The sequence below is a fragment of the Clavibacter nebraskensis NCPPB 2581 genome, assembly GCF_000355695.1.
In the GTDB taxonomy this organism is placed as follows: Bacteria; Actinomycetota; Actinomycetes; order Actinomycetales; family Microbacteriaceae; genus Clavibacter; species Clavibacter nebraskensis.
In genome coordinates, this window is sequence record NC_020891.1 from 1606034 (window position 1) to 1620605 (window position 14572).

Here is a 14572-nt window from a genome sequence, read left to right on the forward strand (position 1 = left end):
ACGCACCGCCCCCTGTTCCCACGACCATCACCACCGAAGGGCCCGACGTGGCTGACCACTACGAAGTACTCGGCGTGAGCCGCGAGGCGACGCCCGAGGAGATCAAGAAGGCGTACCGCAAGCAGGCGCGCCAGCTCCACCCGGACGTCAACGACGCCCCCGACGCCGCCGAGCGGTTCAAGCTCGTCACGCACGCGTACGACGTGCTGTCGGATCCGCAGCAGCGCCAGCAGTACGACCTGGGCCCGCAGGCCGGGTTCGGCGGCCAGGGCGGCCAGGGCTTCGGCGGGTTCGGCGACATCTTCGAGACGTTCTTCGGCGGCCAGCAGGGCGGCGGCGGACGCGGCCCGCGGTCCCGCCAGGAGCGCGGCCAGGACGCGCTGCTGCGCGTCGAGGTCGAGCTCGAGGAGGTCATCTTCGGCGTGCACCGCGACCTCGAGGTCGACACCGCGGTCGTGTGCGACACGTGCCACGGATCCTGCGCGCAGCCCGGAACGAGCGCCGTCACGTGCGACATCTGCCGCGGCTCCGGCAGCATCCAGCGCCAGGTGCGCTCGCTCCTCGGCAACGTCATGACCTCGAGCCCGTGCGGCACCTGCCGCGGCTACGGCACCGTCATCCCGCACCCGTGCCCCACCTGCCAGGGCCAGGGCCGCGTCCGCGCGCGCCGCACCGTGCCGGTCGACATCCCGGCCGGAGTCGACACGGGCCTCCGCCTGCAGATGCCGGGCTCCGGCGAGGTCGGACTCGCTGGCGGCCCCAACGGCGACCTCTACCTCGAGATCAAGGTCAAGCACCACGAGGTGTTCAGCCGCAACGGTGACGACCTCCTCGCGACCGTCGAGGTGAGCATGGTCGACGCCATCCTCGGCAGCGACGCGCACATCGAGGCGCTCGACGGCGACGTCGACCTGGAGCTGCGCCCCGGGATCCAGAGCGCCGAGATCATCACGGTGCGCGGCCGAGGCGTCACGAAGCTCCGCGGCTCCGGGCGCGGCGACCTCAAGATCGGCATCCAGGTGGTCACGCCGCAGAAGCTCGACCACAAGGAGCGCGACCTCATCCAGCAGTTCGCGCGCCGCAACAAGGCGCCCGCGCCGCACCTCGCGCACTTCCAGCAGGGTCTGTTCCAGAAGCTCCGCGACCGCTTCCTCAACGTCTGACCGTGGCGCACTTCCACCTCGCGGACGACCTCGACGCGGCCGACCTCGCCGTCGGCCGCGTCGTCGCGCTCGGGCCGCAGGAGTCGCGGCACGCCGTGACGGTGAGCCGGGTGCGCGCGGGGGAGGGCCTGCTCGTCGGCGACGGGCGGGGCACCATCGCGTCCTGCGTCGTCACGACGGCGGATCCGCAGCGGCTCGAGCTCCGCGTGGAGTCCGTCGAGGCGCACCCCGATCCCTCGCCGCCCGTCGTGCTCGTGCAGGCGCTGGCGAAGGGCGACCGCGACGAGCTCGCCGTGCAGGCCGCGACCGAGCTGGGCGTCGACGCGGTGATCCCGTGGCAGGCGCAGCGCTCGGTCTCCCGCTGGGAGGGCGCCAAGGTCGCCAAGGGCCGGGAGCGCTGGCGCGCGATCGTCCGCGAGGCCGTGAAGCAGTCCATCCGGCCCCGCCTGCCCGAGGTGGAGACGCTCGCGACGACGAAGGACCTCGTGCGCATGGCGGCGACCGCACGCGTGCTCGTGCTCGACCCGACGGCCGAGGCGCGGCTGTCGCGGCTCGACCTGGCCACGGCCGACGGCGACGCCGCGAGCGACGTGCTGCTCGTGGTCGGACCCGAGGGCGGCATCAGCCCGGCCGAGGTCGAGGCGCTCCGGGCGGCGGGCGCGATCCCGGTGGCGCTCGGCCCGGGCATCCTCCGCACGTCCACCGCCGGACCGGCCGCGCTGGCGCTCGTCAACGCCGCGCTCGGGCGCTGGTGACGTCGCGGGTCCCGCGTAGGCTGGGCGCATGACCAGCACCGCAGAGCCCACCGTCTTCGAGCGCATCGTCGCGCGCGAGATCCCGGCCGAGATCGTCGCGGAGACCGACCGTGTCATCGCCTTCGAGGACATCGCGCCGAAGGCGCCCGTGCACGTGCTCGTCGTGCCGAAGACGGCCGCCTACCGCGACGTCGTCGAGCTCGCCGCCGGCGATCCGGCGCTCCTCGCGGAGGTCGTCGAGCTCGCGTCGCGCATCGCCGCCGATCGCGCGGGCGGGCAGTTCCGCCTCCTCTTCAACACGGGGGCCGACGCCGGCCAGACCGTGTTCCACGTGCACGCGCACGTGCTCGCCGGCTTCGACCAGGGGGACCATGTCGGGCTCTGACCCGCGCGGCGGCGCATCGACGGGGGACGACCGCGTCGAGCAGACGGCGACGATGGACGGCGTGCTCATGGTGCGCCTCCTGGGGCCGCAGGACCGGCTGCTCCGGCAGATCGAGCGCGAGCACCCGGACGTCGACGTCCGGGTCCGCGGCAACGAGATCACGCTCGTCGGCACCCGGGCGGACGTGGCCGCGGCCCGCCGGCTCATCGACGAGGTCGTGGCGATGGTGGAGGACGGACAGCACGTGGAACCCCAGGAGATCGAGACGAGCGCACGCCGGCTCGGCGAGGACGACGGGCGGACCCTGTCCGACGTCCTGAGCGAGGCCATCGTGCAGTCGCGCGGCCGCGTCGTGCGCCCCAAGACGCAGGGCCAGAAGCAGTACGTGCAGGCGATCGACGAGAACACCATCGTGTTCGGCATCGGCCCCGCAGGCACAGGCAAGACCTACCTCGCGATGGCGAAGGCCGTCCAGGCGCTGCAGCGCAAGGAGGTCGAGCGCATCATCCTCACGCGCCCGGCCGTGGAGGCGGGGGAGCGGCTCGGCTACCTGCCGGGCTCGCTCACCGACAAGATCGACCCGTACCTGCGCCCGCTGTTCGACGCGCTCAACGAGATGATGGATCCGGAGCTCGTCCCGAAGCTCATGGCCTCGAACACCATCGAGGTCGCGCCGCTCGCCTACATGCGCGGCCGCACGCTGAACAACGCGTTCGTCGTGCTCGACGAGGCGCAGAACACCACGCCCGAGCAGATGAAGATGTTCCTCACGCGCCTCGGCTTCGGCTCGAAGATGGTGGTCACGGGCGACATCACCCAGGTCGACCTGCCCACCGGGTCCAGCGGCCTCCAGCTCGTCACGCGCGTGCTCGACGGTATGGACGACATCCACTTCTCCGGCCTCACGAGCGACGACGTCGTGCGGCACACCCTGGTCGGCCGGATCGTGGACGCGTACACGCGCTACGACGCGGAGCGCCAGGCCGCCGACCACCTCCGCGCCGAGCGCCGCACCGCCCCTGGGAGCACCCGATGAGCATCGAGATCAACAACGAATCGGCCGTGGAGGTCGACGAGCCGCTCATCCAGCGCCTCGCCACCTACGCGCTCGACAGCCTGCACGTGCACCCGGACGCCGAGCTCGCCATCGTGATGGTGGACGAGGGCGCGATGGAGCAGCTGCACGTGCAGTGGATGGACGAGCCGGGCCCCACCGACGTCCTCAGCTTCCCGATGGACGAGCTCCGCCCCGGCACCGAGGACCGGCCGACGCCCGCCGGCCTCCTCGGCGACATCGTCGTGTGCCCGCAGGTCGCGGCCGAGCAGGCGGTGACGGCGGGGCACTCCACGATGGAGGAGATCCTGCTGCTCACGGCGCACGGCATCCTGCACCTGCTCGGCTTCGACCACGCCGAGCCCGACGAGGAGCGCGAGATGTTCGGCCTCCAGCGCGACATCCTGATCGGGTTCGCCATGAGCGAGCGCGGGCGCTGACCGCCCCGATGCTCACCCTCCTCCTCCCCGCGTTCCTCCTGGTCGTCCTCGGCGGCCTGTTCGCGGCCGCCGAGTCCGCCATCTCGTCGCTGTCCCGCGCGGACATCCAGGAGCTCGCCCTCACCTCGCGCGCCCGCCGGTCGATGCTCGCCATCTCCACCGACACGGGCGCGTACGTCAACTCGCTGAGCTTCGTGCGCATCATCGCGGAGACGAGCGCCGCCGTGCTCGTGACGCTGGCGCTCGCGTACACGATCGACGAGTGGTGGATCACGATGCTCGTGGCCGCCGCGATCATGACGGCCGTGTCCTTCGTGCTGGTGGGCGCCAGCCCGCGCTCGGTGGGCCGGGTGCACGCGCGCCCGCTGCTCGCCTGGACGGCGCTCATGGTGCGGGTGATCCGCGTCGCCATCGGCCCGGTCGCCGACGCCCTCGTCGCGCTCGGCAACCGCGTCACGCCCGGTCGCCCCAAGACCGTCGCGACGTTCACGAGCGAGGAGCAGCTGCTCAGCATGGTCGACGAGGCCACGGAGCTCGAGGTGCTCGAGGAGGACGACCGGGAGCTCATCCACTCGATCTTCGAGTTCAACGACACCGTCGTGCGCGAGGTGATGATCCCGCGCACGGACATGGTGGTGGTCGAGCAGACCGTGCACGTGGGATCCGCGCTCGGCCTCTTCCTCTCCCGCGGCATCTCGCGCGCGCCCGTCACGGGTCGCGATTCCGACGAGATCGAGGGCGTGCTGTACCTCCGCGACCTCGCGCGCATGGTCCACGAGCGGCCCGAGGAGGCGGAGCGGACGACCGTCGACCAGCTCGCGCGCCCCGCCGTCTTCGTCCCCGAGTCGCAGAAGGCCGACGCGTTGCTGCGGCAGATGCAGCTCGAGTCGAACCACCTCGCCATGGTGGTGGACGAGTACGGCGGCATCGCGGGTCTCGTCACGCTCGAGGACCTCATCGAGGAGCTCGTGGGCGACATCAGCGACGAGTACGACCGCGACGTGCCCGAGTTCGAGGACCTCGGGGACGGCGTGTACCGTGTGAGCGCCCGCCTCCCGATCGACGAGCTGGGCGACCTGTTCGGGCTCGAGCTCGACGACGACGACGTGGACAGCGCCGGCGGCCTCCTCGCCAAGACCCTGGGGCGCCTGCCCGAGCGCGGGTCCGTGGTGCGCGTCGGCGGGCTGGTCCTCACGGCCGACCGGGTCGAGGGGCGCCGCACGCGCATCAGCACGATCCTCGTCGAGCGCGACCGCGCGGACGACGACGCCGACGACGACCACGAGGCGGCCCCCGCGGGCGCCGCCGCCAGCAGAGGACACGACCATGACTGATCCCCGGGACGACGAGACGCCCGCCGAGGCCGCGCCGCCCGCCGCGCCGCCCGCCGCGGCGACCGCCGATGAGGAGCCAGCCGACGCGAGGGCCGCGCCGGCCCCGCTGTCCGACGAGGCCTGGGGCATCGACCGCGCCGCCGAGCCGTCGCGCGCGAAGCGCAAGCCGCGCGGCGGGGCGCCCGCCTACCGCGCCGGCTTCGTCTCGTTCGTCGGCCGCCCGAACGTGGGCAAGTCCACGCTCACGAACGCCCTGGTGGGGGAGAAGGTCGCCATCACCAGCTCCAAGCCGCAGACGACGCGCAAGGCCATCCGCGGCATCGTGCACCGGCCGGACGGGCAGCTCATCCTCGTCGACACCCCCGGGATCCACCGCCCGCGGACGCTCCTCGGCGAGCGGCTGAACGCGCTCGTGCAGACCACGCTCGGCGACGTGGACGTCATCGGGCTGTGCATCCCCGCGGACGAGCGGATCGGCCCGGGCGACCGCTTCATTAACGAGCAGCTCGACGAGTACCCGCGGGCCCGCAAGATCGCGATCGTCACGAAGACCGACTCCGCCTCGCGGCACTCGGTCGCCGAGCAGCTGCTCGCCGTGCAGGAGCTGCGCGACTGGGACGCGATCGTGCCCGTCTCCGCCGTGGAGGCGATCCAGCTCGACGCGCTCGTGGGCGAGCTGCTGAAGGCGCTGCCCGTGTCGGAGCAGCTCTACCCGTCGGACGCCGTCACCGAGGAGGGGCTCGAGGCGCGCATCTCGGAGCTCATCCGCGAGGCCGCTCTCGAGGGCGTGCAGGACGAGCTGCCGCACTCGCTCGCCGTCACGATCGACGACATGATCCAGCGCGAGGACAAGGAGCTCCTCGAGATCTACGCGAACCTCTTCGTCGAGCGCGACAGCCAGAAGGGCATCGTCATCGGCGCGCAGGGCTCGCGGCTCAAGCACGTGGGCCAGGTGGCGCGCGCGCAGATCGAGCCGCTCGTCGGCACGCGCGTGTTCCTGTCGCTGCGCGTGAAGATCGCCAAGGACTGGCAGCGCGACCCGAAGCTGCTCGGCCGCCTGGGCTTCTGACCCGCGGGCGGCGCCCGCGTACATCCCGCGGATGAGATCGGGGCGCCTCAGCGGGGATCGTCGGCCGCGGACGGCGCCCCGGCCGGGCGCGGCACGTACGGTGGTCGCATGCTCCGACGGATCCCGAGGTACCAGCTCGTCCTCGACGTCGTCCTCGCGGCGGCGTTCGTCGCCGTCATCGCTCCCGGCTCGATCGGCGTCGCGGCTGCCAGCGCGTTCGGGGTCTCCTCGTTCGCGACCTCCGAGGTCTCGCTGGTCCTCGTGGTCCTCATGGGAGCGGCCCTCGCCGTCCGTCGGCTCGCGCCAGGGCTCTCGCTCGCCGTCGCCTGGGCGGGTGCGATCGTCCAGATGGGCGCGGGAGCCGCGGTCGAGCCCGGCGACATCGCCATCGCGGGCGTCGTCTACTGCACCGCGGCCTACGGCGGGCGGATCGTCCGGTGGCTGGGCCTCGCCTCCGCCATCGTCGGCGGCGTGGTCGCCGCCTCCTACCTCTCCTACGCCTCAGGCCGCGTCCCCATCGGCAGCGCGGCGTTCAGCTCGGGGGAGTGGACCGCGTTCGCGACCCTGTTCCTGTTCCTGCTGCTGTGCGCGTGGAGCGTGCTGCTGGCGTCGTGGACGGCCGGCCGCCTCGTGGTCGCGTCCCGCGCGTCGCACGCGAGCCGCGACGCGCAGGAGGCCGCCGAGCGCGACCAGGCCCGCGCGCTGCAGGACGTCGTCGTCGAGCAGGAGCGCAACCGCATCGCCCGGGACATGCACGACGTCGTCGCCCACTCGCTCGCCGTCGTGATCGCGCAGGCCGACGGGGCGCGCTACGCCCGGCTGGTGGATCCCGAGGCCGCGGACGACGCGCTGCGCACCATCTCCACCACCGCCCGGCAGGCGCTCGGCGACGTGCGGATCCTCCTGGCGCAGCTCCGGCACAGCGAGGACGACGCCCCCCAGCCCGAGCTCAAGGAGCTGAGCGACCTCATCGACCAGATGCGCTCCACCGGCCTCGTCATCGGGTTCGTCGAGACGGGCCAGCCGGGCGAGTTCGGCACCGGGCAGCAGCTCGCGGTGTACCGGATCGTGCAGGAGGCGCTGACCAACGTGCTGCGGCACGGCGACGTCGCGCACCCCGTCGAGGTGGAGCTCGCCTGGGAGCCGGACGGCGTCTCGGTGTCGGTGCGCAGCCGGACGCTCCCGGATCCGGTGCGCCCGGCGCGCACGACGACGGGCATCATCGCCCTCCCCGTGCTGCCGCCCGCCCCCGCGACCCCGGCGCAGCCGGTCGGCCACGGCCTCGCCGGCATGCGCGAGCGCGCCACGCTGTCCGGCGGCCGGTTCTCGGCGGGCGTGCGCGAGGGCGTGTGGACCGTGTCCGCGTGGATCCCGTTCGCTCCCGCCACGCGCCCCGTGCCCCGCGTGCCCGTCGCCGGCGCGTCCGTCGGCACGGGCGCGGACGCGCCGAGCCGCCCCCTCACCATCGACGAGCTGTTCCCACCCGCGGCCGCGGGCACCACGACGCCCGGCAGGCCCGCCGCGCACGTCAGCCCGCACCGCACCGCCGCCGCCCGCGGGGCGGCCGCCTCCGCGGCGCGACGCGCGCGCGACGACCGGCCCGGCGGATCCTGACCCGCCGCGACCCGCGATATCCTCCCCACGCCGACCCCGATCGAAGGACCCCCGTGCCCACCCCACCCATCCGCGTCGCCCTGGTCGACGACCAGGCCCTGTTCCGCACGGGCGTCCGCATGCTCATCTCCTCGCAGCCCGACCTGGAGTTCGCGGGCGAGGCCGCCAACGGCCAGGAGGCCGTCGAGCTCGCGCGCACCGAGCACCCCGACGTGATCCTCATGGACATCCGCATGCCCGTCATGGACGGGATCCAGGCCACGGCCGAGGTCCTGCGCGCGGCGGACGCGCGGGGGGACCGCACGCCGCGCGTCCTCGTGCTGACGACCTTCGACCTCGACGAGAGCGCCGCGCGCGCGATCCGGGCGGGGGCGAGCGGCTTCGTGCTGAAGGACGCCGACCCCGAGTTCCTCCTCGCCGCGATCCGCACCGTCCACGCGGGCAACTCCGTCATCGCGGCGTCCGCCACCCGCCAGCTGCTCGAGCACTTCGACCCGGGATCCCGGCCCCGGGTCGCCCCGCCCGCGTTCGCGTCGCTCACCTCGCGCGAGCGGGAGATCTTCGTCCTCGCGGCGCGCGGGCTCAGCAACGCGGAGATCGCGCAAGCGGAGTTCCTCAGCGAGGCGACGGTGAAGACGCACGTGAGCCGCATCCTCGCGAAGCTCAGCCTCCGCGACCGCGTGCAGCTCGTGGTCTTCGCCTTCGAGCACCGGTTGAACGGATCCCCGACCCAGGGCTAGCCGCTCCCGATCGGCGGGGGGCCGCTCGCATCCCCGTCGGCTAGATTCCTGTCGCCTGCCCGCTCCCGTCGCAAGAGGACCACCGTGCTTTACGATCTCGAAGACCTGTCGCTGCTGAGCCCGTCGACGATCACGGCCACCACGCTCGCGCCCGTGTTCGGCATCGTCCTCCTCGCCGTCGTGGCCCGTCGTGCGCGCCAGACGACGGGCGCGCGCGCCGCGGATCCCCGGCGCACGGCCGGCGAGCTCGCCCTGGGCGCCCTCATCGGCGCGCTGGGCGGCCTGGCCCTCGCCTTCGTCCTCGGCGACGTGATGGACCTGTTCGGGGTGGTCCTGTCCCTGCCGACGCGCGGCTGGACGGCGATCGGCGGCATGGGGCTCGGCATCCTCGTCGTCGCCTTCGCGCGCAGCGGCCGCAGCGTCACCGGGGTGGGCGGCACCGGGCGGCCGACGCGCCGTCTCCGCGTCCTGCACCGCGTGCTCGCCGTGCTCGTGGTGCCGATGGTCGTGCTCACCTCCGCCATCGGCATCAACTCGGACCTGCAGGAGTACCCGAACGTGGCGGCGGCCTTCGGCCTCACCCGCGTCGGTCCGCTCGACACGACCGACCTCCCGTCGGCCCAGCCCGCGGACGGAGAGCCGGCCCCGGACTCCACGGTGCCGATCGAGGAGTCGTGGACTCCGGGCGAAGAGCTCCCCGCCCACGGCCGCGTCGGATCCGTCGCCATCCCGGGCACGCAGTCGGGCTTCACGGCGCGCCACGCCATCGTCTACCTCCCGCCCGCGGCGCTCGTGCCGGACGCCCCTCAGCTCCCCGTGCTCATCGCCATGTCGGGGCAGCCGGGCAAGCCACTCGACCTGCTCGCGTCCGGCCGCTTCGACTCGTTCCTCGACGCCTACGCCGCGGGCCACCACGGCCTCGCACCCATCGTGGTCATGCCCGACCAGCTGGGCGCGTCGGACGCGAACCCCATGTGCATCGACTCGCCCCTCGGCAACTCGGAGACCTACCTCACGGTCGACGTGCCCGCCTGGATCCGCGCGAACCTGCGCGTGCTGGACGATCGCACGTCGTGGGCGCTGCTCGGCTTCTCGCAGGGCGGCACGTGCGCCGTGCAGCTCGGGGCCGCGCATCCCGATCTGTTCGGCTCCTTCGTGGACATCTCCGGCGAGATCGGCCCGTGGGCGGGCCCGAAGACCATCGACGTCGCCTTCGGCGGGTCGCAAGACAGGTACGCGGCATCGATCCCGTCGGCCGTCATGGCCAGCCGGGCCCCCTACGCCGACACCCAGGCCGTGTTCTGCGTGGGCGAGGAGGACTCCGGGTACCGTCCCGGTGTGGAGCAGGTGGAGGCGGCCGCCGTCGCCGCCGGGATCGACGCGCGGCTGAGCATCGCGCCCGGCAGCTCGCACGACTGGGGGACGGTGAAGTGGTGCACGGCCGACGCCCTCCCCACCCTCGGTCAGCGTCTGGGGCTCACCCGATGACGGCGCGTCCCCGCTTCCTCACGCTCCAGGGCGCCGCGCGGGCGCTCCTCACGCGCCTCGTCGCGCAGCCGGTGACGCTGGGGATCGCCGCGGTGATCCTGCTCCTCGCCGTCCTGCCCGCCGTCTCCGCCACCTGGCGCCGCGTCGTGCACCACGAGCTGGCGACGGGCTACGAGGCGGTCGTCGAGCGCGGCCACTGGTGGACCACCGCCACCGCCGCCTTCCTGACCGACGGGCCCGTGGAGCTCGTCGTCTCGCTCCTGGCGGTGCTGGTGCTCGTCGGCGTCGCGGAGCACCTCATGGGCTGGTGGCGCACGCTCCTCGGCTTCGTGCTCACCGGCACCGTCGGCTCGCTCCTCGGCATCGCGGTCCAGGCCCAGGGGCTGGTCGACGGCGAGCTCTGGTCGCACGGCGTGCGGGGCATCGCGACGGCGGATCCGCTCACCGCGGTGGCGGGCGTGCTCGCGCTCTCGAGCGCGTGGGCCGGCGTCCTGTGGCGGCGGCGCATCCGCGTGGTGCTCGGCGTCGTGGTGCTCGTGTTCCTCCTGTACTCGGGCCAGCCGAGCGACCTCTACCGGCTCCTCGCGATCCTCGTCGGGGGCGTCGTCGGCGCCCTGCTGCACCGGCCGGCGGGGGGAGCGCTCTGGCAGCGCAGCTCCCACCACGAGGTGCGCGTGATGCTCGCCGCGGTCGTCGCGATCCTCGGCACGGGCCCCGTCATCGCCCTGCTGTCCCGGAGCCGCTACGGCCCGCTCGCGCCCATCGCGCTGCTGTTCGTCGACGACCGGGTGCCGGGCGACGCGATCTCCACCCGCTGCCTGTCGAGCGACTTCACGCACGACTGCCTGCAGGAGATCATGCTGGCGCGGATCGGCGGCGGGGCCGGTCCGATCCTGCTCTCCGTGGCGCCGCTGCTGGCGCTGCTGGTCGCCGCGTACGGCCTCGCGCGCGGGCGGCGCTTCGCCGTCTGGCTCGCCGTGAGCGTCAACCTGCTCCTCGCCGTGCTGTCCGCCTACGCGTTCGGCATGCTCGTGCACCGCGACATGGTCTCGCCGCGCCTGTCCGCCTCGCCGTCCGCGCACCCGGAGGCGGTGGCCGCGCTCATCGCGTCGGTGGCGCTGCCGCTCGGCAGCGCGATCGTCCTCGTGCTCCTGCGCCGGCACTTCACCATCCTGTCGACGGCCCCGGCGATCCGGCGCTTCCTGGTGACGACGGGCGTCGCCCTGGCCGGGCTCATGGCGCTCTTCGTGGCCACGGGGCTCGCGCTCTCCGACGCCTTCACCCGGCCGGTGGACCTCAACGACCTGCTGGCCGAGGCGCCCGACCGCTTCATCCCGGCGTCGTTCCTGCGCGGCGAGTCGCTCGACTTCCTGCCGACCGACCCGATCACCGACGTCGTGTACCGCGGGGTGGGGCCGGTGTTCTGGATCATCCTGGTGATCGCGAGCCTGCGCGCCATCGCCGACGTCCGCATCGCCGCCGTGCCCCGGGCGCAGGCGCGCGTCGCGCCGGCCCTCCGCCGCGGCGCGATCGGCTCGCTGTCGCACATGGCGACGTGGGCGGGCAACTCGTACTGGATCGCCGCCGACGGACGGACGGTCGTCGCGTACCGCGTGGTGGGCAGCGTCGCCATCACGACGGCGGCGCCGCTCGGCCCGCCCGACGACGACGGGGCGCTCCGCGACGTCCTCGGCCAGTTCGCGCGCTTCGCCGACGACAACGGGTGGACCCCCGTCTTCTACAGCGTCCCCGCGTCGATGACCCCGTTGTTCCGCGACATGGGCTGGGAGACGCTCGTCGTCGCCGAGGAGACCGTCGTGCGGCCGGGCACCTGGCAGACCACGGGCAAGAAGTGGCAGGACGTGCGCACCTCCATCAACCGGGCGGACCGCGCCGGGATCCGCGCGGAGTGGACCACCTGGTCCGAGCTGCCCCTGGCGTGGGCCAGCCAGATCGAGCAGATGTCCGAGGAGTGGGTCGCCGAGAAGGAGCTGCCCGAGATGGGCTTCACGCTCGGGGGCGTGGAGGAGCTCCGCGATCCCGCCGTGCGGCTCATGCTCGCCATCGACGCCGACGACCGCGTGCAGGCCGCCACGAGCTGGCTGCCCACGTGGCAGGACGGCGAGGTCGTCGGCTGGACGCTCGACTTCATGCGCCGCCGCCCGGATGGCATCAACGGCGTGATGGAGTTCCTCATCGCCCGCTCCGCCATGCGCATGAAGGAGGACGGCATCGAGTTCATGAGCCTGTCCGCCGCGCCGCTCGCGCAGACCCGCGCGGCCTCCCCGAAGGGCGAGCACGAGGACGCCGGCGCGGGCCAGGAGCGGCAGGAGAGCGCGGTCGAGCGGATCCTCGAGTTCCTCGCCGACTCGCTGGAGCCGGTCTACGGCTTCCGCTCGCTGCTCGAGTTCAAGCGGAAGTTCCAGCCGGAGCTCGTGCCGCTGATCATGGCCTACCCGGACGCGACCGCCCTGCCGACCGTGGGCCTCGCGCTCACGCGCGCCTACCTGCCGTCGACGTCCGTGCGCGACCTCACGCGCGTGCTCCGCTCCGCCCGGTGAGCGCCGGTCGGGCACCGCGCCGGGTGCGGACGCCCGCGGCGCCGGTGTACCCTGGTGGGATGCAGTCCGGTCGCCTCCTCCTTAGTCGCCGCGGCGAGGCCTGATCCGGCCCTCCTCGTCGCGGAGTCCCGTCACGGCTGACCCGACACCGACTCGGAGACGACCATGAAGAGCACGCAGACCCCCAGCGGGATGCCCATCCACAAGTACCGCCCGTTCCACGAGCAGATCGCCGTCGACCTGCCCGACCGCACGTGGCCCGCGCGCCGGATCACCGAGGCGCCGCGCTGGTGCGCGGTGGACCTCCGCGACGGCAACCAGGCGCTCATCGACCCGATGAGCCCTGAGCGCAAGCGGATCATGTTCGACCTGCTCGTGCGCATGGGCTACAAGGAGATCGAGGTCGGCTTCCCGTCGGCCAGCCAGACCGACTTCGACTTCGTGCGCAGCCTCATAGAGGAGGACGCGATCCCGGACGACGTCACGATCCAGGTCCTCACGCAGGCGCGGGAGCACCTCATCGCCCGCACCTACGAGTCGCTGCGCGGCGCGAAGCAGGCCATCGTGCACCTCTACAACTCCACCAGCGTGCTGCAGCGCGAGGTCGTGTTCCGCACCGACAAGCAGGGCATCATCGACATCGCGCTCGAGGGCGCGCGCCTCTGCAAGCGGTACGAGGAGACGATCCCCGAGACGGACGTCTACTACGAGTACTCGCCCGAGAGCTACACGGGCACCGAGCTCGAGTTCGCGGCGGAGATCTGCAACCGCGTCGTCGAGGTGTTCGACCCGACCCCCGAGCGCAAGGTGATCCTCAACCTGCCCGCGACCGTCGAGATGGCGACCCCGAACGTGTACGCCGACTCCATCGAGTGGATGTGCCGCCACCTCGACCGCCGCGACGAGGTCCTCGTCTCGCTGCACCCGCATAACGACCGCGGCACGGCCGTGGCCGCCGCTGAGCTCGGGTACCTGGCCGGCGCCGACCGCATCGAGGGCTGCCTCTTCGGCAACGGGGAGCGCACCGGCAACGTCGACCTCGTCGCGCTCGGCATCAACCTGTTCACGCAGGGCATCGACCCGCAGATCGACTTCAGCGACCTCGACGGGATCAAGCGCACGGCCGAGCACTGCAACCAGCTGGCCGTGCCCGAGCGGAGCCCGTGGGCGGGCGACCTCGTCTACACGGCGTTCAGCGGATCCCACCAGGACGCCATCAAGAAGGGCTTCGAGGCCATGGCGGTCGACGCGGCCGCGCAGGGCGTCACCGTGGACGAGATCCCGTGGGCCGTGCCGTACCTGCCGGTGGACCCGCAGGACCTCGGCCGCTCCTACGAGGCCGTGATCCGCGTCAACTCGCAGTCGGGCAAGGGCGGCGTCGCCTACCTGCTGAAGGCCGACCACTCGCTCGACCTGCCGCGCCGCCTCCAGATCGAGTTCTCGGGCGTCGTGCAGGCCAAGACCGACGCCGAGGGCGGCGAGGTCACGAGCGCGCAGATCTGGTCGATCTTCCAGGACGAGTACCTGCCCGCGCCGCTCGACCGCGTCGAGGAGAAGTGGGGCCGCTTCGAGCTCACGTCCACGCGGACGTCGAGCGACATGGGCGGATCCGTGTCGCTCGAGGTCGAGCTCCGTGACGGTGACGCGGTGCGCGAGTCCTCCGCGTCCGGCAACGGGCCGATCGCCGCGTTCCTCAAGGTGCTCGCCGGCCGCGGCGTCGACGTGCGCCTCCTCGACTACGTGGAGCACGCGCTCAGTGCGAGCGGCGACGCGCTGGCCGCCTCCTACGTGGAGCTGGAGGTCGAGGGCGTGCGCCTCTGGGGCGTCGGCATCGACGGGGACAGCTCGACCGCGTCGCTCGAGGCGATCGTCTCCGGGGTCAACCGGGCCATCCGCCGCACCGTGCGCGAGCCGGAGCTGGCCGCGGTCTGATCCGCTCCGCGCGGCGCGCGCGCGCACGACGGCCGGG

The 14572-nt window shown here is 73.1% G+C and carries 12 protein-coding genes; all 12 read left to right on the forward strand.

Annotated elements, in window-relative coordinates; all coding sequences use genetic code 11:
* The first annotated feature begins 47 nt into the window (after positions 1 to 47).
* The 12 genes from dnaJ (at position 48) to leuA (ending at position 14535) form a co-directional block, all read left to right on the forward strand.
* On the forward strand, positions 48 to 1163 hold the full coding sequence (gene dnaJ / locus CMN_RS07580; protein ID WP_015490244.1) for a molecular chaperone DnaJ: 1116 nt from the start codon (positions 48 to 50) through the stop codon (positions 1161 to 1163).
* Positions 1164 to 1165: 2 nt separating this feature from the next.
* On the forward strand, positions 1166 to 1918 hold the full coding sequence (locus CMN_RS07585) for a 16S rRNA (uracil(1498)-N(3))-methyltransferase (protein ID WP_015490245.1): 753 nt from the start codon (positions 1166 to 1168) through the stop codon (positions 1916 to 1918).
* 28 nt (positions 1919 to 1946) lie between these two features.
* Positions 1947 to 2303, forward strand: coding sequence for a histidine triad nucleotide-binding protein (locus CMN_RS07590; protein ID WP_015490246.1), 357 nt, complete (start codon positions 1947 to 1949; stop codon positions 2301 to 2303).
* Positions 2290 to 3339: a PhoH family protein gene (locus tag CMN_RS07595; RefSeq protein ID WP_015490247.1), complete on the forward strand. Its 1050-nt coding sequence runs from the start codon at positions 2290 to 2292 to the stop codon at positions 3337 to 3339. Before CMN_RS07590 ends, CMN_RS07595 begins: the two co-directional genes overlap by 14 nt.
* Positions 3336 to 3797 (forward strand): rRNA maturation RNase YbeY, encoded by a 462-nt coding sequence (gene ybeY, locus CMN_RS07600; protein WP_015490248.1) that lies wholly within the window; start codon positions 3336 to 3338, stop codon positions 3795 to 3797. The genes CMN_RS07595 and ybeY overlap by 4 nt, the downstream gene beginning before the upstream one ends.
* A gap of 8 nt (positions 3798 to 3805) precedes the next feature.
* Complete coding sequence (locus CMN_RS07605) at positions 3806 to 5131, forward strand: hemolysin family protein (RefSeq protein ID WP_015490249.1); 1326 nt, start codon at positions 3806 to 3808, stop codon at positions 5129 to 5131.
* Entirely contained in the window at positions 5124 to 6200 is a 1077-nt protein-coding gene (gene era, locus CMN_RS07610) for a GTPase Era (RefSeq protein ID WP_015490250.1), read from the forward strand. Before CMN_RS07605 ends, era begins: the two co-directional genes overlap by 8 nt.
* Positions 6201 to 6308: 108 nt before the next feature.
* Positions 6309 to 7814: a sensor histidine kinase gene (locus CMN_RS07615; protein WP_015490251.1), complete on the forward strand. Its 1506-nt coding sequence runs from the start codon at positions 6309 to 6311 to the stop codon at positions 7812 to 7814.
* A gap of 53 nt (positions 7815 to 7867) precedes the next feature.
* Positions 7868 to 8554, forward strand: coding sequence for a response regulator (locus CMN_RS07620; RefSeq protein WP_015490252.1), 687 nt, complete (start codon positions 7868 to 7870; stop codon positions 8552 to 8554).
* 84 nt (positions 8555 to 8638) lie between these two features.
* Positions 8639 to 10042 (forward strand): alpha/beta hydrolase, encoded by a 1404-nt coding sequence (locus CMN_RS07625; RefSeq protein ID WP_015490253.1) that lies wholly within the window; start codon positions 8639 to 8641, stop codon positions 10040 to 10042.
* A complete protein-coding gene (locus tag CMN_RS07630) occupies positions 10039 to 12603 on the forward strand; it encodes a bifunctional lysylphosphatidylglycerol flippase/synthetase MprF (protein ID WP_015490254.1) in 2565 nt (854 codons plus the stop codon). The genes CMN_RS07625 and CMN_RS07630 overlap by 4 nt, the downstream gene beginning before the upstream one ends.
* Before the next feature lie 165 nt (positions 12604 to 12768).
* A complete protein-coding gene (gene leuA, locus CMN_RS07635; RefSeq protein ID WP_015490255.1) occupies positions 12769 to 14535 on the forward strand; it encodes a 2-isopropylmalate synthase in 1767 nt (588 codons plus the stop codon).
* Positions 14536 to 14572 lie beyond the last annotated feature (37 nt).

Excerpts from the sequence above, each read along its gene's own strand:
- era (WP_015490250.1), top strand. The coding sequence starts at position 5,124 with ATGACTGATCCCCGGGACGACGAGACGCCCGCCGAGGCCGCGCCGCCC.
- CMN_RS07615 (WP_015490251.1), top strand. The coding sequence starts at position 6,309 with ATGCTCCGACGGATCCCGAGGTACCAGCTCGTCCTCGACGTCGTCCTC.
- ybeY (WP_015490248.1), top strand. The coding sequence starts at position 3,336 with ATGAGCATCGAGATCAACAACGAATCGGCCGTGGAGGTCGACGAGCCG.
- CMN_RS07595 (WP_015490247.1), top strand. The coding sequence starts at position 2,290 with ATGTCGGGCTCTGACCCGCGCGGCGGCGCATCGACGGGGGACGACCGC.
- leuA (WP_015490255.1), top strand. The coding sequence starts at position 12,769 with ATGAAGAGCACGCAGACCCCCAGCGGGATGCCCATCCACAAGTACCGC.
- CMN_RS07590 (WP_015490246.1), top strand. The coding sequence starts at position 1,947 with ATGACCAGCACCGCAGAGCCCACCGTCTTCGAGCGCATCGTCGCGCGC.
- CMN_RS07605 (WP_015490249.1), top strand. The coding sequence starts at position 3,806 with ATGCTCACCCTCCTCCTCCCCGCGTTCCTCCTGGTCGTCCTCGGCGGC.
- CMN_RS07630 (WP_015490254.1), top strand. The coding sequence starts at position 10,039 with ATGACGGCGCGTCCCCGCTTCCTCACGCTCCAGGGCGCCGCGCGGGCG.